At 62.9% G+C, this 18,933-nt stretch carries 11 protein-coding genes; 4 read left to right on the top strand and 7 right to left on the bottom strand.

Annotation, left to right across the window (positions count from 1 at the left end; translation table 11 throughout):
- Positions 1–42: 42 nt before the first annotated feature.
- On the top strand, positions 43–993 hold the full coding sequence (locus tag TMPK1_RS10980; RefSeq protein WP_420243053.1) for an alpha/beta fold hydrolase: 951 nt from the start codon (positions 43–45) through the stop codon (positions 991–993).
- Here TMPK1_RS10980 and TMPK1_RS10975 read toward each other — a convergent pair.
- Positions 982–2,049 (bottom strand): class I SAM-dependent RNA methyltransferase, encoded by a 1,068-nt coding sequence (locus tag TMPK1_RS10975; RefSeq protein ID WP_420243052.1) that lies wholly within the window; start codon positions 2,047–2,049, stop codon positions 982–984. The genes TMPK1_RS10980 and TMPK1_RS10975 overlap by 12 nt on opposite strands.
- Positions 2,050–2,199: 150 nt before the next feature.
- Here TMPK1_RS10975 and TMPK1_RS10970 point away from each other — a divergent pair, with 150 nt between their 5' ends.
- A complete protein-coding gene (locus TMPK1_RS10970; protein WP_420243051.1) occupies positions 2,200–3,543 on the top strand; it encodes an ammonium transporter in 1,344 nt (447 codons plus the stop codon).
- Positions 3,544–3,605: 62 nt separating this feature from the next.
- Here the strand turns inward: TMPK1_RS10970 and TMPK1_RS10965 are convergent, their stop codons facing one another.
- The 5 genes from TMPK1_RS10965 to TMPK1_RS10945 form a co-directional block, all read right to left on the bottom strand.
- Entirely contained in the window at positions 3,606–4,784 is a 1,179-nt protein-coding gene (locus TMPK1_RS10965) for a class I SAM-dependent rRNA methyltransferase (protein WP_420243050.1), read from the bottom strand.
- Between the two features lie 110 nt (positions 4,785–4,894).
- Positions 4,895–5,437, bottom strand: a complete 543-nt coding sequence (infC, locus tag TMPK1_RS10960) for a translation initiation factor IF-3 (protein ID WP_420245645.1) — start codon at positions 5,435–5,437, stop codon at positions 4,895–4,897.
- A gap of 144 nt (positions 5,438–5,581) precedes the next feature.
- Entirely contained in the window at positions 5,582–7,525 is a 1,944-nt protein-coding gene (gene thrS, locus TMPK1_RS10955; protein ID WP_420243049.1) for a threonine--tRNA ligase, read from the bottom strand.
- A 127-nt stretch (positions 7,526–7,652) separates the two neighbouring features.
- Positions 7,653–10,568 (bottom strand): TonB-dependent receptor domain-containing protein, encoded by a 2,916-nt coding sequence (locus tag TMPK1_RS10950; protein WP_420243048.1) that lies wholly within the window; start codon positions 10,566–10,568, stop codon positions 7,653–7,655.
- Positions 10,569–10,936: 368 nt separating this feature from the next.
- Entirely contained in the window at positions 10,937–13,840 is a 2,904-nt protein-coding gene (locus TMPK1_RS10945; protein ID WP_420243047.1) for a TonB-dependent receptor domain-containing protein, read from the bottom strand.
- A gap of 573 nt (positions 13,841–14,413) precedes the next feature.
- On the opposite strand from TMPK1_RS10945, the gene TMPK1_RS10940 reads away from it, so the two are divergent.
- Both TMPK1_RS10940 and TMPK1_RS10935 read left to right on the top strand, forming a co-directional pair.
- Positions 14,414–17,440: a TonB-dependent receptor domain-containing protein gene (locus TMPK1_RS10940; RefSeq protein WP_420243046.1), complete on the top strand. Its 3,027-nt coding sequence runs from the start codon at positions 14,414–14,416 to the stop codon at positions 17,438–17,440.
- Between the two features lie 146 nt (positions 17,441–17,586).
- Positions 17,587–18,099 (top strand): hypothetical protein, encoded by a 513-nt coding sequence (locus TMPK1_RS10935; RefSeq protein WP_420243045.1) that lies wholly within the window; start codon positions 17,587–17,589, stop codon positions 18,097–18,099.
- A gap of 49 nt (positions 18,100–18,148) precedes the next feature.
- Here the strand turns inward: TMPK1_RS10935 and TMPK1_RS10930 are convergent, their stop codons facing one another.
- Positions 18,149–18,904, bottom strand: a complete 756-nt coding sequence (locus TMPK1_RS10930; RefSeq protein WP_420243044.1) for a hypothetical protein — start codon at positions 18,902–18,904, stop codon at positions 18,149–18,151.
- Positions 18,905–18,933: the final 29 nt, after the last annotated feature.

Genomic DNA, 18,933 nt, shown 5'->3' with positions numbered 1-18,933 from the left:
TGATGCTTCGCGTCGGTCATACCGATCGCAACGGAGGCATCCATGCGATCGACTTTCTTCTCAGCCTGCCTGTTCATTTTGTTCTCGGCGTTTGCGCATGCGGCGGTGGAGCATCCGCCCGGCTCGCGCGTCGCCTTGCCCGACGGACGCAAAGTCTGGATCGAAAGCGAGGGGCAGGGCGATCCGGTGCTTTTGCTGGTCGGCGGTCCGGCCAATTCGCACGTCACGTTTCATCCGGCGTTCAGCCAGCTCGCGCAGACGCATCGCGTGATCTATCTCGATTATTACGGGCGCGGCCGTTCGGAATGGCCGGCTGATCTTCACGAGATCACCTTCGCGCGCGACGTGCGCGACGTCGCCGCGGTGATCGAAACGCTCAAGCTCGGCCCGGTGTCTGTCTATGGATATTCGTATGGCGGGTTGGTGGCCCAGCAGCTGACTCTCGACCATCCGCAACTGGTGCGGCGGCTCGTGCTCGCCAACACCCTCTACAGTCCCGTGATGTGGCAGCTCAATCACGAGAACGTGAATCGCGAGATCGAAAATCAGTTTCCCGAGTTGTGGCGGCAGATCGAAGCGCTGCATCTATGTGGCATGCCGTCCACCGATCCGCTGATCCAGGACAAGATCCGCAGCGTCGCGAGCGCGGTCGCGCGTTTTTATGATCCTTCGGCCGCGGCGACGGCGCTGACCGAACCGGGCGCGGTCAATCGTGCGCTTTATCCGGTCTTTACCGGCGAGGACGTCGATTTCGCCGTCGGCGGCGAAGTGGTGCGCATTCCCGACTTTCGTCCACGCCTGAAAGAGATCCGCGTGCCGATGCTGATCATCGCCGGCCGCTATGACCGTGCGCTGTATCCAAAGCTGCAGATGGAATTCAAAATCGCAGCGCCGCAGGCGCGATTCGTAATGATGGAACGAAGCGGCAGCGCGGTGCATCTCGAACAGACCGACGAGTTGATGGCGCTGTTGCGCGATTTCCTAGCGGCTTAGCCGCGCCACCAGCTCGACATGCGCCGACCAGCGGAACTGGTCGACGGGCAGGATCTCGCCCAGCTTCCAACCGCCCGCGACCAGCACGCGCGCGTCGCGCGCAAAGCTTGCGGGATTGCACGAGACATAGGTGAGGCGGTCGAAATCGGCGTCGGCCAAGGTCGCGACCTGCGCCGCCGCACCGGCACGCGGCGGGTCAAGGACGGCGGCGTCGAAGTCGCGTAGTTCTTTTTCCGACAAGGGTTCGCGAAACAAGTCGCGTACGATTGCCGTCGTTTTGCGCGTCGCGGCCAGCGCAGCGACCGCGTCCTTGTCGCCGTCGAACGCTGTGACGGTTGCACCCGAAGCTGCCAGCGGCAGGGCGAACGTGCCGACGCCGCAAAAGAAATCGGCGATGCGTTTGGCGCCGGTCATCGTCGCCTGCACGCGATCGATCAGCAAGTTTTCGCCGTCCGCGCTCGGTTGCAGAAACGCCGCAGGCGGCAACGCTACGCGCACACCACCAAGCGTGATCGTGGGCACGCGGCGCACGGCGATTGGTTCGACCGGCGTGCGCACGGTGCTGCGCCACGCAACGCGCGCCAGATCGTGCGTCTCGGCAAACGCAGCGAGCGTTTCAAGGTCGAGCAGCGCCAGCGCACGTTTGCGCACCACCACCAGCTCGATCCCGTTCTGCGCTTCGGTGAGGGCGAGATCGGCAGTATCGCGTTGCTGCAGCAAGATGCCTACCAGATCGCGCAGCGCCGGCAGCAACGCTTCCAGCTTCGGCGTCAGCACTTTGCATTCGCGCAGCTCGACGATGCGGTCGCTGCGTCGCTCGTTGAATCCCAGCAGCACATGTTTGCCCTGGCGCATCGAGGTCAGCGTGGCGCGGCGGCGCGTGGCAGGCGCCACGGTCGCGGTCGGTTCGATCTCGGCGCTGAGCCCGACACGCTGCAGCGCGTTGGCGATGTGGTCGCGCTTCCAGGCCGCGACGGCGCCGTCTTCGACCGCCTGCACGGCGCAGCCGCCGCAAACGCCCGCATGACGGCAGGGCGGCGGGACGGGCGGGCTCATGCCCAGGAATCGATCAAGGTCGGTCTGCATCGCCTTCAAACTGTGCAAGTCGGGGTAAGCTTGGCACCGTGGCGCGTCGGCGCGCCCCCGGCACGGATCTTGATAGCGTCTCCGGGCCAAAAAGGCCGGACCTAACAAACGAGAACAGTAATGCTCAGCCGCGCACGCCTCGCTTTTCTCGCTGCCTCCCTGACACCCACGCTGGCGTGGGCCGAGGAAGCGGCGGCGCCGGCCAAAATCGATAGCGGCGACACCGCCTGGATGCTGGTCGCCACCGCCCTCGTTCTGATGATGACCTTGCCCGGCCTGGCGCTGTTCTACGGCGGCATGGTGCGCAAGATGAACGTGCTGGCCACGACGATGCAGAGCTTCGCGATCTGCTGTCTGGTCGCGGTCCTCTGGTACGTCGTCGGCTATTCGCTGGCGTTCACCAACGGCGCGGGCGGCGCCTCGGCCTTTATCGGCGACCTGTCGCGCCTGTGGCTCAAAGGCGTGACGGCGATGACGCCGTTCACCTTGGGCGAAGGGACCGAGAATCCGACCGTCACGACGATCCCCGAAAGCGTCTACGCGATGTTCCAGATGACATTCGCGATCATCACGCCGGCGCTGATCACGGGTGCGTTTGCGGAACGGATGAAATTCTCGGCGCTGCTCGCCTTCACGTGCTTGTGGGCGCTGTTCGTCTACGCGCCGATCGCGCATTGGGTCTGGCATCCGAACGGGTTTCTCGCCAGCGCCGGCGTGCTCGATTACGCGGGCGGTACGGTGGTGCATATCAATGCGGGCATCGCGGGCTTGGTCGGCGCGATCCTGCTCGGCAAGCGTCGCGGCTGGGGCCACGAACATATCGTTCCGCACAATCTGGTTCTGTCGCTGATCGGCGCGTCGCTGTTGTGGGTGGGCTGGTTCGGCTTCAACGCCGGTTCGGCGCTGACCGCCAACGGTCGCGCCGGCATGGCGATGCTGGTGACGATGCTGGCGGCTGCGTCGGCGGCCTTGTCGTGGATGTTCACCGAATGGGCGGTGCAGGGAAAACCGTCGGTGCTGGGCATCGTGTCGGGCGCGGTTGCAGGGCTGGTCGCGGTGACGCCGGCCTCGGGCTACGTCAATGCGACGGGCGGTTTCCTGATCGGCATCGTTGCGGGAATCGTGTGCTGGTGGGGCGCCACCGCGCTCAAGCACAAATTCGGCTACGACGACTCGCTCGATGCGTGGGGCGTGCACGGTCTGGGCGGCATTGTCGGTGCGATTCTGACCGGCGTGTTCGCGACCGAAGCGGTGACTGGCGATCCCAAGATCGTCGGTCTGATCGACGGCAACGCGCATCAGGTTCTGCTGCAGCTCGAAGGTGTCGCGGTGACGCTCATCTATGGCGGCATCGCATCCTTCCTTCTCTACAAGCTGGTCGATCTCACGATCGGCCTGCGGGTCCCGGAAGAGATCGAACGGCAAGGTCTCGACCGGCCCATGCACGGCGAAACCGTGCCGTAGTACTGCCTTCGATAGTTGTCATGGGGCGACTAGGGGGAAACGGCAACGTTTCCCCCTCTTTTTTAGTCGAGCTGGAACGTCAGCGCCTTCAAATACGCGCTCTCGGGCAGCAACGGATGCACCGGATGATCGGGGCCAGCACCGCTCGTCTGCAGCACGCGGCCTGAACGTTTCGCTTGTCCCAACCCGTGCGTGATCGCGTGCGCGAAGTTGACCAGGTCGGCGTGATGGCTGCACGACGCGGTGAACAGAATGCCGCCGGGTGCAACCAGCGGTGCCGCGAGCTTCGCCAACTTGGCATAGCCGCGCAGGCCCGACGCGGTTTCCTTCTTTGATTTGATGAAAGCGGGCGGATCGACGATCACGACGTCGTAGGTCTCGTTCAAACCGATACGGCGTTCGAGATCGGCGAAGACTTCGGCTTTGACCGCGTCGACTTTCAATCCGTTGGCAGCGGCGTTGGCGTTGATCGCCTCGATCGCACCAGCCGAGCGATCGACTGCGATAACTTCGCGTGCGCCGGCTTTTGCAGCGGCCAGCGCAAACCCGCCCGCATAGGCATAAAGATCCAGCACGCGTGCGTTCTTGGCGAAGCCCGCGACGAAGGCGCGGTTGGCGCGCTGGTCGTAGAACCAACCCGTCTTCTGCCCATCGCGCAGGTCGAGCAGGAATTTGCAGCCGTTCTCTTCGATCTCGACCGGCGCATCGATCGTGCCGTGCGCGACGCGCGTCTCCTGCGGCAGACCTTCCAGCTCGCGCACCGGACTATCGTTGCGAAGCAGGATCGCGCGCGGTTTCAACAGATCGGTCAGCGCACCCAGAATATCGTCGAGCGCTGCGTCGATGCCGGCTGCGTTCGCCTGCACCGACAGGACGTCGCCCATCCGGTCGACGATCAGTGCCGGTAGACGATCGGCTTCTGCGTGGACGAGGCGATAGAACGGCTTGTCGAACATGCGCTCGCGCAAGTGCAGCGCCGCGGCCAGTCGCTCGTGCCAGAAGGCGCGATCGACGACGGTGCCGGGCGCACCGAGCACGCGCGCGGCAATCAAGGTGCGCGGATTGAAATAGGCGGTCGCGAGCGGCGCACCGCGCGCATCTTCCAACTCCACCAGGCCGCCGGGCGGCAGCGCTCGTGCCGCGACGTCCATCGCGATCTCGTTCGAGAACACCCACGGATGGCCACCGCGCACACGCGCCTCATGGCGCGGCAGCAGGCGAAGTTTCGGACGGTCGGTCATTGCGGATCCTCAAAATGCAGATGGCCGGGCGAACCCGGCCATCCATTCAACATCTGTGCTTGTAGCGCGATGGATCCCCGCCTTCGCGGGGATGACATGCTTTCAGCATGTCACTTCGGCGCCAGCACCATCACCATTTGCCGCCCTTCGAGCTGCGGCATCATTTCGACTTTCGACAGCGGCTCGAGCTGTTCGCGCACCTTCATCAGCACGTTGAGGCCGATTTCCTGGTGCACCATTTCACGGCCGCGAAAGCGCATGGTGACTTTCACCTTGTCGCCTTCTTCGAGGAAGCCTTTGGCCGCGCGCATCTTCACGTCGTAATCGTGATCGTCGATGTTCGGGCGCATCTTGATCTCTTTGACCAGGATGACTTTCTGCTTCTTACGAGCTTCGTTCTGCTTCTTCTGCTGCTCGTATTTGAATTTGCCGAAATCGAGGATCTTGCAAACGGGCGGATCTGCGTTCGGCGAGATCTCGACCAAGTCCAATCCTGCCTCTTCAGCGGCGGCAAGCGCCTGCCGGATCGGCACCACGCCCAGCATCTCCCCGTCAGCGCCAACAAGGCGGACGGTCTGCACGTTGATTTCGAAGTTTACCCGCGGTCCGTCGCGGGATGGGGCGTCAGTGCGGGAAAAAGAGCGGGGCGGTATGGACGTCTCTCCTATAGCGGTTGGTCGGGTCGTGTTTCAGGCAAGTCGCCCGAGGGCGGGAAAATAGCGTCGAAGGCGCCCCGGCGGTAGGTGTGCTGGTGCGAAAAGACCACCGCTGTGGCGCCGATGCCGCTTATTGGCCGGTCACTGCGGTGGCGCAGCCTCCGCAACGAGGTCGGCGATCGCCTGATCAAGCGGCAAAACGGTCTGGCTCTCGGACCCCAAACGGCGCATCGCGACCGCTCGTTCCTGTGCCTCTCGTTTTCCGACCACCAGAAGAATCGGCCGTTTTGCCACCATGTGCTCGCGCACCTTGTAATTGATCTTCTCGTTCCTCGTGTCGGTGATGACGCGCAGACCCTTCGCCGCGAGCGTCGCCGCGACTTGTTCGGCGTAGCCGTCAGCGTCCTGCGTAATTGTCGCAACCACCACCTGGGTCGGCGACAGCCACAAGGGCAGGCGACCGGCATAATGCTCGATCAGCACGCCGATGAAGCGTTCGACCGAGCCGAAAATGGCGCGGTGGAGCATCACCGGGCGTTTGCGGCTGTTGTCCGCGGCGACGAATTCGGCGTCGAGCCGCTCGGGCAGCACGAAATCGAGCTGCAACGTCCCGCACTGCCAGGTCCGGCCGATCGCATCGGTCAGGTGGTATTCCAGCTTGGGACCGTAGAAGGCGCCTTCGCCGGGCAGATCTTCAGGTTCCAGCCCCGCCTGCCGCGCCGCGTCGCGCAGCTCGGTTTCGGCCCGGTCCCAGATTTCGTCGGTGCCGGCGCGCACGTCGGGACGCAGCGCCAGCTTCACCTTCACGTCACTGAACCCGAAATCGGCATAGACGCGCTGGAGCAGCGCGCAGAAGCGCTTGCTCTCTTCGACGACCTGCTCGGGCATGCAGAAGATGTGACCGTCATCCTGCGTGAACTGACGCACGCGCATGATGCCGTGCAGCGCGCCCGACGGTTCGTTGCGGTGGCATGAACCGAATTCGGCCATGCGCAACGGCAGGTCGCGATACGACTTCATGCCGTGATTGTAGATCTGCACGTGCGCCGGGCAGTTCATCGGCTTGATACCGAAGGTCTGCACATGTTCGTGGTCGTGCCCGTGGCCGACTTCGACCTTGAACATGCCGTGGCCGTACATCTGCCAATGGCCTGATGCTTCGAACAGCGACTTCTCAAACAGCTGCGGCGTCTTCACTTCGACGTAGCCGTCTGTTTCAAGACGCTTGCGCAGATAGGTTTCCAACGCGCGGTACATGGTCCAGCCGTTGGGATGCCAGAACACGCTACCCGCTGCTTCTTCCTGCAGATGGAACAGGTCCATCTCGCGGCCCAGCTTGCGGTGGTCGCGCTTCTCCGCCTCTTCGAGCATCGTCAGATGCGCTTCGAGCTCTTTCTTGTCGCGCCAGGCGGTGCCGTAGATGCGGGTCAGCATCTGGTTCTTGGAATCGCCACGCCAATACGCGCCCGCCACTTTCATCAGCTTGAACGCGTCGCCGACCGAACCGGTCGACGGTGCATGCGGGCCGCGGCACAGATCCAGCCATTCGCCCTGGCGATAGACGGTGATGGTCTCGGTGCCGGGCAGGTCTTCGATGATCTCGGCTTTGTACTTCTCGCCCTTGTCGCGGAAATACTTGATGGCGTCGGCGCGATCCCACACTTCGCGCTCGAGCGGCGCGTTGCGCTTCACGATCTCGTGCATCTTTGCTTCGATCTTCGGCAGATCGTCGAGCGTGAACGGCGTGTCGCGGGCGAAGTCGTAATAGAAGCCGTTTTCGATCGCCGGGCCGATCGTGACCTGGGTGCCGGGAAACAGTTCCTGCACCGCTTCGGCCATCACGTGCGCGGCGTCGTGCCGGATGATGTCCAGCGCGTCGGCAGATTTGCGGGTGACGATCTCGATCGCGGCTTCGCGCGTGTCCATCGTTCGCGCCAGGTCGCGGATCTGTCCCTCGACCTTGATGGCGAGAGCGGCCTTGGCAAGGCCGGGTCCGATCGCGGCGGCGATCTCGGCGCCGGTGGGCGCGTGGTCGAAGGTCAGAACCTTCCCGTCAGGGAGGCGATAGGCGAAGCCGTTTTCCATAGCGGCGCGAAGCTAGAGCCAGCCTCTTGGCCCGTCCAGCCGCCCGCGGCGCAGGGCTGCCGCCCCAGGCAGAGAAAACGGCCGCCGGATTGCTCCGGCGGCCGCATCGTTGGCTTGGTGGTCGGGCTTAGAACTGCGCCCGGGCACCCATGAAGAAGAACCGGCCCCGGTTGTCGTAGATCGAACCGGTGGTGGCGCCGGTGCCGAGATACGTCGCCGGGATATACGGCGGCTCTTTGTTGGCGAGGTTGTTCACGCCGCCGAACACTTGGTACTTGCCGAAATCGTACTGGCCGCGGATCGAGTGCAGCCAATAGTCGGGCACGGTGTGCGGGAAGGCGTCTTCGATGAAGGCCTCGTTGTTCAGCTCCATGTGGCCGAGATAGTTGGTCGTCCACGTGAACTGCCACTGGCCGACTTCGTAGATGCCCTGGATGCGGAACTTCAGCTTCGGATCCGGCAATTCACCCGCATCGCGATTGGTCAGCGACTGATCGCTTGGGCTCGGCTCGAACGTCTTCTTCGACAGGTACGAACCCAGGAAGTCGAACGTGAAGTTGCCCCAGGCCGACGGCGCGCCGAAACGCGACAGCGGCGTCGAGTAGGTGATCTGCATGTCGAGACCGCGCGCCTGGTAGCGGGCGATGTTCAACTGCTGCACCAGCACGTTCTGAATGTTCAGATCCGGGCCACGAATGACCGACGAGCAGAACGGGTTGCTCAACGACTGCGCGTCGACGCAGTTGTTGACGATGTTCTGGAAGGCCAGGGTCGCGATCGCGTCGCGGATCTTCACGTTCCACCAATCGGCCGTGATCGTCAGACCAGGAACGAAGGTCGGCGTCAGAACCACGCCCGCGGTCCAGGTCTTGGCCTTTTCCGCTGCCAGGTTCGGGTTGCCGCGCGCGATGACCGACTTGGTCACGGTGCTTTGCGTGAAGTTCGCCGGAATGCCCAAGGCTCGGCAGTTCGCCGCACGGTTTTGCGGGAAGCTGCCCGCATTGATACGCGTCGAATCGCACGGATCGTTGACGCCCTGGAAGTTGTCGCTGCCAGGCGCGAACAATTCGCCGATGTTCGGCGCACGCACCGCGCGCGAACGCGACACGCGCAGTTTGATGTTGTCGTCGATCGCCCAACCGCCGCGCAGCGCCCAGCTCTGGTCGGTGCTGGTGGTCGAGTAATCCTGGAAGCGCCACGAACCTTCGACGTCGACGGCCTTGGCGAAGGGCAGGTCGCGCAGAACCGGGATGCCGGTTTCGACGTAGGCTTCCTTCGTATCGTAGTGGCCTTCGGTGAAGGCGAGACGGTTGCCGAACACCAGACCCTGCTGCACTTCGGCGGCGGGGTTGGCGTTCGATTCTTCACGGCGATATTCGATACCCATCGCCAGCTTGACCGAGTCCACCTTGCCGCTGAACGGCGTGGCGAACTTGAACAGATCGCCATCCGTGTTGAACACGAACTGGTTCTGCGTCAGGCGGTCATGCTCGACTGTGCTGGTGTAGGAATAGGCAATCGCGCGCGGGTCGGCGATGCCGAAGCCGATCAGGTTGAGCGGCAAGCAGCCATTGGCGCGTGCGGCGGCGCTGCGGCAGCCGATCGAACCATCGGGCAGACGCACCGCGTCGACCGAGTCTGCGAACTTGCTCTGGATACGGTCGAAGTTGGTGAACTGCGAACGCGTCGTGCCGTAATTCCAGAAGGTTTCGTAGTTCCAGTCGTTGCCCAGCTTGCCGTTGACACCGATCACGCCGCGATAGGTCTGGAACAGACTTTCGAAGGTACGCAGACCGAAGTCGTCGTCCGAACGCGAGAAGGTGAACTGCGTCAGGTTGGCGGCGGTCAATTGCGAAACCAACGCGGCCGGCAGGAACGCGTTGTCGCGCTGCAAATTCATCACGCCGGCTGACTCGAACGTACCCGATGCGGTCGTCTTTGCCTTGTTGCGCGCGTATTTGAACTCGGCGAACAGGTTCGCGGTCTTGATCAGGCTGCCGCCATCTTCCAGCAGCTCGTAATTGCCGCTGAAATGAAACAGGCCGCGCTGCGTCGGGACGCGCAAGGTTGCGGTCTTGCCGGTCGAGAGACCGTCGCCGCCCAGCGAAACGTTGCCGCCCAGATCGGCCTGGCCGAACCGGTCGAACGAGATCAGCTGACCGTTCGGCGAAATCGCCTGCGTGAAAGCCGCGCGCGTGCCGATTGCGGTTGCGATCAACGGTGCGCCGGTCTGCGTGAACTGATTCAGGCGCGTGCCGCTGAACGGAATACGGTCAGGAATACCGTCGCCGCGCACCGGGGTCAGCGGACGGCCATTGATGCCGCCGGCAACCACCGAACGCAGTTCCGACACGGCATAGTCGCGGTCGGGACCGAACAGGCCTTCTTCGCGATTGTAGGTGGCGTTGATGGTGATGTTGCCGCGGCCGCCGCCGAAATTGCCGCCCATGGTCGCGCTGAGATCGTAGGTCTGCGCGTCGCCATGTGTGGACATGCCGTACTGGGCTTCGACTTCGGCGCCCTCGTAATTCTTCTTCATGATGAAGTTGACGACGCCGGCGACGGCGTCGGCGCCGTACACCGCGGTGGCGCCGCCGGTGACGACTTCGACGCGATCGATCAACGCGACCGGAATCGTGTTGGTGTCGACCGACACCGTGCCCTGACCGCCGCCGACCTGACGACGGCCGTTGACCAGCGTCAGCGTGCGCGCGTTGCCCAGCGAACGAAGATTCAGAATGTTCAAGCCGGCGTTGCGCACCGAGTTGGTGGTGTTCTGCTGGCTGGTGCCGACGCCGACCTGGGGCAACTGGCCCAGCATGTCATAGACGTTGATGCCGCCGGTCGCGCGCAGCGACTCAGCGCTCGCAACCGTCAGCGGCGTCGGCGCGCTGGCGCCGGTGCGACGCAGACGCGAACCTGTGACGACGATTTCTTCTGTTGGCCCTGCTTGCTGGGCCTGTGCATCGGCCATCAACGCTGCCGATGCAACGCCCGCGATGGCCAGCGCGCGCGTTGCGCGCCGGATTGTCCGGTTTCCCATTTTCGTCCCCTTGTTCAAACGGCCGTACCCGCCCGCGCACGCGTTCGCTGCGTGTCTTCGGGCTGTGGGACAATTCGTGAGCAAAGAAGACGAGGTTGCAGCGCGTAAAACGCCGACGCCTGCAACGCGCCAATTGTGCAACAGGTACGCGCGCCAAAACGCGTAATTTGGCCATTCACCGCGGCGCTCGGCGTCGGTCCCGGGAAAATGTTTTTGCGGTGGGAATAAGCGCGCGACGACCGGCGTCTCAATGAGTTTTGCCGAAGCTCGATTTGCCGAATGTCGCGATGTCGCGCGGCGCTACCGCACAAAAGAAAACGGCCGCCGGTGGGTACCGGCGGCCGTCGTAGTTGCGTTGACGCTAGGCTTTAGAAGTGAGCCTTGGCGCCGACATAGAAGAAGCGGCCTTTGTTGTCGTAGATCGAGGAGTTGCCGATACCCTGATAGACGGTCGGGATATACGGCGGCTCCTTGTCCGCGATGTTGTTGATGCCGCCATACACCTGGTACTTGCCGAAGTCGTACTGAACGCGCAGCGCGTGCAGCCAGTAATCCGGCACAGTGTGCGGGAAGCGATCTTCGATGAACGCTTCGTTGTCGAGCTCCATGTGGCCGAGATAGTTCGTCGTCCAGGTGAACTGCCACTCGGCCAGTTCGTAGATGCCCTGGAGGCGGAACTTCAGCTTCGGATCCGGCAATTCGCCCGCGTCACGATTGATCAGCGACGGATCGTTCGGGTTCGGGTCGAACGTCTTCTTCGACAGGTACGAACCCAGGAAGTCGAGCGTCAGGTTGCCCCAAGACGACGGCGCGCCGAAACGCGACAGCGGCGTGGAGTAGGTGATCTGCATGTCGAGACCGCGCGCCCGGTAGTTGGCGACGTTCAACTGCTGCACCAGCACGTTGCGAATGTTCAGATCGGGGCCGCGAATGACCGACGAGCAGAAGGCATTTCCCAACGACGCTGCGTCGTAGCAGTTGTTGACCACCGACTGGAACGCGAAGCTGTTGATCGCGTCCTTCAGTTTCACGTTCCACCAGTCCGCCGTCACCGTCAGGCCCGGCACGAAGGTCGGCGTCAACACGACGCCGGCCGTCCAGGTCTTGGCCTTTTCTGCAGCCAGGTTCGGATTGCCCTGGGTCAGAACCGACTTGGTCACGGTGCTCTGGATGAAGCCCGCCGGGATACCGGCGGCACGGCAGTTGGCAGCACGGTTCTGCGGGAAGCTGCCCGCATTGATGCGCGTCACGTCGCAAGGATCGTTGACGCCCTGGAAGTTGTCGCTACCAGGCGCGAACAATTCGCCGATGTTCGGCGCACGCACCGCGCGCGAACGCGACGCACGCAGTTTGATGTTGTCGTCGATCGCCCAACCGCCGCGCAGCGCCCAGCTCTGGTCGGTGCTGGTGGTTGAGAAGTCCTGGAAGCGCCACGACCCTTCGACGTCGACGGCCTTGGCGAAGGGCAGGTCACGCAAAACCGGAATGCCGGTTTCGACGTACATTTCCTTCGTGTCGTAGTGACCTTCCGTGTAGGCGAGGCGGTTACCGAAGACGAGGCCCTGTTGGACTTCGGCCTGCGGATTGGCGCGCGACTCTTCGCGGCGATATTCGATACCCACCGCCAACTTGATCGCGTCCACTTTGCCGCTGAACGGCGTGGCGTAGCTGAACAAGTCGCCGTCAACGTTGAGGACGGCCTGGTTCTGCGTCAGGCGATCATGCTCGACCGTGTACAGATACGAGTATTGCAGCGCCGCCGGATTGGCGAGGCCGTAACCGATCAGATTGACGGGCAAGCAGCCATTGGCACGCGCGGTTGCGCTACGGCAACCGATCGAGCCGTCAGGCAGACGGACTGCGTCGATCGAGTCGAGATACTTGCTCTGGATGCGATCGAAGTTGGTGAAGTCCGAACGGGTCGTGCCGTAGTTCCAGAACGCTTCGTAGTTCCAGTCCTTCCAGAACTTGCCGTTGACGCCGATCACGCCGCGATAGGTCTGGAACACCGATTCATAGGTGCGCAGGCCGAAATCGTCGTCCGAACGCGAGAAGGTGAAGTTCGAGACGTTCGCCGCCGTCATCTGCGCGACCAGTGCGGCCGGCAGATAGGCGTTGTCGCGCTGGATCGTGTAGGCGCCCGGCGCTTCGAACGTGCCCGACGACGTCGTCTTCGCCTTGTTGCGCGAGTATTTCAACTCGGCGAAGAAGTTCATGTTCTTGACGAAATCGCCGCCTTCGAAGATCTCGTAATTGCCCTGCAGATGGAACAGGCCGCGTTGCGTCGGAACGCGCAGCGTCTGCGTCTTCGAGGTGTTGAGACCGTCACCGCCGAGCGACAAGTTGCCCGACAGATCGGCTTGGCCGAAGCGATTGAACGGAATCAACTGACCCGACGGCGAGAAGGCCTGCGTGAACGCGGCGTTGCTGCCGATTGCAGTGCCGATGACCGGCGCCCCGGTGTCGGCGTACTGGTTCAAGCGTGCGCCCGCGACCGGAATACGATCGGGAATGCCGTCGCCACGCACCGGCACAGCCGGGCGGCCGTTGCCGGGATAGACGACCGATTGCAGGTTGGTGATCGCATAGTCGCGTTGCGGCGCGAACAGACCCTGTTCGCGATTGTACGTCGCGTTCAACGTGACGTTGCCGCGACCGCCGCCGAAGTTGCCGCCCATCGTGGCGCTGGCGAAATAGGTCTCGGCATCGCCGTGACCCGACACGCCGTACTGCGCTTCCACTTCGGCGCCTTCGTAGTTCTTCTTCAGAACGAAGTTGACCACGCCCGAGACGGCGTCGGCGCCGTACACGGCCGTCGCACCGCCAGTGACGACTTCAACGCGATCGATCAGCGAGACCGGGATCGTGTTGGTGTCGACCGTCACTGTGCCCTGACCACCGCCGACCTGACGGCGGCCGTTGATCAAGGTCAGCGTGCGCGCGCTACCCAGTGTGCGAAGATTGAGAATGTTCAGGCCGGCGTTGCGGACCGAGTTGGTCGAATTCTGCTGGTTGGTGCCGACGCCGACTTGCGGCAGCTGGCTCAGCAGATCCGAGATGTTGATGCCGCCCGTGGCGCGCAGCGACTCGCCCGAGGCGACCGTCAGCGGCGTCGGTGCGCTGGCACCGGTACGGCGCAGACGCGAGCCCGTAACGACGATTTCTTCGGTTGGTCCGGTTGCTTGGGCGTACGCTTCGCCCGCATACGCCAGCGAGGCAACGCCCGCCAGCAACAGCGCGCGAACCGCGCGCAGCTCAAATAACTGCTTCACACTGAGTCTCCCCTAGAGCCCGTATCCGTCAGGTCGGATCGCCGCTTGTTTCGCGGCGTAGCCGAAGCTGGCTATGTGACGGAGCGTTACCTGGAAGCTCAATCGTTGCAGGTCTTCCGGCCGAGCTTTTCAGCCGGGTGTGTACTTATCGCAACAGAACTTCCGGTTCAGAGCGTGCGTTCCGACAGGAAGTGATTCAGATCGCGAACGGAGCGAATGAATCCTTCGCGGCGTTGGCCGGCGTGCGTCTCTGAACTTTGTTACGTGCGGGTTCGAGTCGGGCTGATGTTTGACCATTCTTGACGAGACGCATCGCGGTCGAATTCTGTCGCCGTCGTTGCGCGCGGTACGAAAGAAGCCATTCACTTACTCGCGCACCAGGAAAGATTCTGTCGTCTCAGTTTTAAGACTGTGTCTCTCAGATCACATGTCTTGGCTTTCTAGTGTTACTTAAAGCACGCATTCTTTACCGCGTGCGAACGGCGAGGAAGGCTCTCGCCTTCGCCCGACCGACGCCAAGTCGGCGGGTGCTCGGCGCCCCCGCGCCGAGTTCGCACTAGGGAGTCTTCAACGATGAGAGAGTCCGTAATCGGCCGCCAACGGTCGATCCGGCGCACTGGGGTGGCCGCGATCGCGTTGCTCGCAGCCTTATGCGCCGATCGAGCTGCCGCGCAGACTGAAGAAATCGTCGTCACCGGCACGCGCATCGCGCGGCCAGGGATCACGGCGCCGAACCCCGTCACGGTTCTGAACAGCGAGAGCATCGCGTTGACCGGTCTGCAAAGCACCGTCGACATCATGAGCCAGCTGCCGCAGACCCAGGTGAACCTCCAGCCGTCGAACAACCAGCGCTTCACCAACGGTATCGGCGTGTCGTTCACCAACCTGCGCGGTCTCGGTGAATATCGCACCCTGACCCTGGTCGACGGCCGCCGTCATATCGGTTCGCTGTCGGGTCGTAACGGTTCGGGCGGTACGTCGCTCGTCGACACCAACATCATCGCGCCCGGTCTGATCGATCGCGTTGAAATCGTGACCGGCGGCACCTCGGCGCTGTACGGCGCCGACGCGGTTGCCGGCGTGGTCAACTTCATTCTGAAGAAGAACTACGAAGGCGCCGAATTCACCGGTCAGTACGGTCAGTCGGGGCATGGCGATGCCAAGACCAGCACGGCCAACGGTCTGATCGGTCAGAATTTCGGTTCGAAGCGCGGCAACATCACCTTTGCCTTCGACTACAACCACGACACCGGCATTGTCGGATCCGATCGTGACTATGCGTCTTGCGGACGCTCGCTGATCCCGAATCCGGCGAGCTTCACAGGCACGGACGGGATCCCGAACAACATCACGCAGGCTTGCACCAAATCGTCGGTCTTCGCGCCGAACGCGACGGTGCGCACCGCGGTCGATGGCAACGGTCCGTTGGCCTACACTTTCACGCCGGACGGTTCGTCGGCGATCCGCTTCAACCGCGGCACGTTGATCAACCCGCCGGGCACGCGCCTGGGTGGCTCGATCGGCACCACGGTCGGTGCCGGCGGCGCTGGTGAAAACACCAACGCGCAGCTGCAGCTGCGCACGCCGAACACGCGCATCATCGCCGACACGCTGGTCAATTACGAACTGGCGAACAAGCTTGGTCCGCTCGAGACGGTGAACTTCTTCGCCGACGTGAAATACGCAAGCTCGCGTAACTCGGCGACGAATACCGGTCACTTCAACAACGGTGCGCCGGCAGCGACGGATCCGTTCGACATCACCAACGACTCGGCGCAAAGCGCGCTGCTGATCAAGTCGGACAACCCGTTCATCCCGGCCAACTTCAAGGCGATTGCGCCGGGCAACTTCTCGATCCAGCGTTCCAACTACGACTGGTCGGCACGTACCGGTACGGCGAATTACGAATATTTCCGCGCCGTCGTCGGCTTCAACGGCACGTTGTGGAACGGCTGGAAATACGAGACGTATTTCAACTACGGCCGGAACAGCACCAACTTCTACAACATCGACCGCGTTGAAAATCGTCTGCGCCAGCAGATCGATGCGGTGCGCGATCCGGCCACCGGCCAGATCGTCTGCCGTGACCCGGCTGCGCAGGCCCAGGGCTGCGTGCCGATCAACCCGTTCAAGGTCGGCAGCCTGACGCCGGCGCAGTACAACTACGCCTACACGCTGACGCACGAAAACGACGTGCTCGATCAGAAGAACGCGGTCGTCAACTTGTCGGGTGACGTGTTCAAGTACGCGACTCCGTTCTCGGGCACCGTGGCGCCGGTTGGCTTCGCGGCTGGCTTTGAATGGCGTCGTGAAAACGGCAATTCGCAGCCGGACTTTTTGACTCAATCGGGCCAGCTCTGGGGCAACCAGAACGCGCCGGTCGTGGGTCGCTACGACGTCCGCGAATACTACGCTGAATTGGGCGTTCCGATTCTTCGCGATCTTCCCTTCGCGAAGGCGCTGGACGTCGACATGGCGTATCGCTTCTCGGACTATTCGACGTCGGGTGCGACCAACACCTGGAACGTCGCGGTCAATTACGCGATCACCAGCGACGTCAAACTCCGTGCTTCGACCGCGCGTGCGGTTCGTGCGCCGAATATCGACGAGCTCTTCTCGGGCTTCGGCGATAACTTCCTCGGCTATACCGATCCGTGCTCGTCGACGAACATCAACAACGGTCCGGCTCCTGCAAACCGACTCGCGAACTGCCGCGCGTTGGGTGTGCCGGCGGCCTACAACCAGAACGACTTCACGCAGGCGCCGATCCGTACGGGCGGCAATCCTTTGCTGAAGCCGGAAAAAGCCCGCACCTGGACTGCCGGTGTGGTGCTGACGCCGACCTTCGTGCCTGGCTTCACCTTCATCGCAGACTATTGGTTCGTGAAAATCCGCGACGGCATCCAGACGCTGTCGCAGAACGCGATCCTCAACAACTGCGTCGACGGTTCGGGGCCGAGCCCGCTGTTCTGCGGTCTCATCACGCGTAATCGCGACGGTTCGATTCGCACGGTGGTGGCGCAGACGGTGAACGTCGGTAAAGAGTCGGTGCGCGGCGTCGACTTCGACGTGAGCTACTCGTTCGATCTCGATCGCGTCGGGCTGCACAATATGGGTCAACTGTCGATCCAGGGTCTTGCGACCTGGGTGCCGCAGAACACCCAGATTGCGGTGCCGGGCGATCCGACCTTCAACCTCTATCGTTCGGGCGTGGTCGGTTATCCGACCTTGAAGGGCAACATCCGTACGACCTGGGACTACAAGGATCTGACGCTGTCGCTGAACGCACGTTACATCGGCAACGCAGAAACCTTCCCGAACCAGACGCCGGTTGCGACCGGCCGGTTCGAGGCGGCTGACTTCAACGACATCAAGCCGTTCTGGTACTTCGATCTCGGTGGTCGGTACCGCTGGAACAACCTCACGTTCTTCGCGGGCATCAACAACCTGTTCGACAAAGAGCCGCCGCAGGTGCCGTTCCTGTTCAGCGGTTCGAACCAGACGGGTGCGTCGTTGGGTAACTCGGCAACGGGTGACTCGGCGTCGACCTACTCGAACATCGGTCGGTACTTCTACTTTGGTACGACGGTGAAGTTCTAAGCCCGGCTGCCGCGTTTCGGCGCGGCAGGCTGAACCAACGACTGGCCGGCACAGGCGACTGTGCCGGCCTTTCTTTTTGGCGCCTTTCGCTTTGGCGGCGCTGGCGGCATGCTCCGCCCCGATTCAACGAACCCAGCAGGACTGTCATGTATCGCCCCGCCGCCGCCTTGCTTCTTCTCGGCACCGTCTTCGCTTTGCCGCAGGCGGCACATGCCGGTGCCGCCGACGTCGTCGCATGCAAGGAAATCGCGAATGAGAAAGAACGGCTGGCCTGTTTCGACCGCACCGTCGTCGGCCTCGCCGAAGATCTGAAGAAGAATGACGGCTTCTCGCTGTTCGGTCTGTTCGGCAATGGCGGCAAGGCAACCGCCGACAAGGATTTCGGCAGCGGCAAAGGCACGCCCGCAATTCCGGGCGCCGACGTACCGGCGGTTACGCAGATTTCGGCCAAGCTGGTGTCGATCGGTTTCGGTAGCGACGGCAAGCCGATTTTCGTGCTCGACAACGGCATGGTCTGGCGCAGCCAGGAACATGCGAAGATCCGTCTCAACGGCGACGGGTCAGATCGCGCAACCGTGAAGAAGTCGGCGCTGGGTCTGGGCTATCTGATCCGCGTCAACGATCTCGGCTACGACATCTCGGTGACGCGCGAACGCTAACGCGCTCGCTAAACAAAGGGCCGGTTCAACGAACCGGCCCCTTTTCTTTTTATGCTTTCTCGATCGTCGCGGTGACTGGCGGAAAGCCGGGGAAATGCACCGTGGCGCGGCCGCCATCCGGCACGACCGGTTTGCCGGTCCAGGATCCCGTCGTGATGTACTGGCCCGCTTGCAGCCCGCCCATCGCGCGCGCCGAGTCACTATTGGCGAGCCAGACAAGCAAGCGTGCGAGATCGGTTCCGCCGGGGTTCGACGCAAAGGCGCGCAGCGCCGGCGCGTCGGTGATGTTCAGTTCGACATCCAGCGACGCGAACATGTCGAACGACCAGGCTTCGGCCGGTTCGCCCAGAACCAGCGCACCGTGATGCTGCAAGTCGGCAAGTGCGGTCGGAAGTTTCAGCGACTCGAAATCGGTGAAGCGCGAATCCAGCACTTCGATTGCGGCCATGCAGCCACCGATCGCTGCAAACACATCTTGCGCATCGTACGGCGCCTCGCGCGGCGGCAGATCGCGCACCAAGCGGAAACAGATCTCGCCTTCGACGATGCCGACGCGCGTGCGCACCGTGCTGTCGCTGGGCAGAACGCCCGACAAGGGCAGTGGGCTGGTGTTCGGTGTTGCGTCCGGGCCTGGTGCGCCGACTTTCCACGCGCCAACCGGTCCGATCGACGCAAGCACAAGCTTCTGCACCTCCAACGCTTCGCTTGCATCGTTCGGCGCGTTGGCAAGTACGCTGAGCGGCGCACTGCGTCCGGCGCGTACTTCCAGCAGCTGGTGCGCAGCCGCGCTCGCACTCTCGGTCATGATCGATAGGTCCAGGTTCGTTTTGGTTG

The sequence above is a fragment of the Roseiterribacter gracilis genome (genome assembly GCA_018332375.1).
Taxonomy (GTDB): domain Bacteria; phylum Pseudomonadota; class Alphaproteobacteria; order BOG-932; family Roseiterribacteraceae; genus Roseiterribacter; species Roseiterribacter gracilis.
This window is presented reverse-complemented; position numbering and strand designations above follow the sequence as displayed.

Coding starts and splice junctions, on each gene's coding strand:
- TMPK1_RS10980 (WP_420243053.1), top strand. CDS start 43: ATGCGATCGACTTTCTTCTCAGCCTGCCTGTTCATTTTGTTCTCGGCG.
- TMPK1_RS10975 (WP_420243052.1), bottom strand. CDS start 2,049: ATGAGCCCGCCCGTCCCGCCGCCCTGCCGTCATGCGGGCGTTTGCGGC.
- TMPK1_RS10970 (WP_420243051.1), top strand. CDS start 2,200: ATGCTCAGCCGCGCACGCCTCGCTTTTCTCGCTGCCTCCCTGACACCC.
- TMPK1_RS10965 (WP_420243050.1), bottom strand. CDS start 4,784: ATGACCGACCGTCCGAAACTTCGCCTGCTGCCGCGCCATGAGGCGCGT.
- thrS (WP_420243049.1), bottom strand. CDS start 7,525: ATGGAAAACGGCTTCGCCTATCGCCTCCCTGACGGGAAGGTTCTGACC.
- TMPK1_RS10950 (WP_420243048.1), bottom strand. CDS start 10,568: ATGGGAAACCGGACAATCCGGCGCGCAACGCGCGCGCTGGCCATCGCG.
- TMPK1_RS10940 (WP_420243046.1), top strand. CDS start 14,414: ATGAGAGAGTCCGTAATCGGCCGCCAACGGTCGATCCGGCGCACTGGG.
- TMPK1_RS10935 (WP_420243045.1), top strand. CDS start 17,587: ATGTATCGCCCCGCCGCCGCCTTGCTTCTTCTCGGCACCGTCTTCGCT.
- TMPK1_RS10930 (WP_420243044.1), bottom strand. CDS start 18,904: ATGACCGAGAGTGCGAGCGCGGCTGCGCACCAGCTGCTGGAAGTACGC.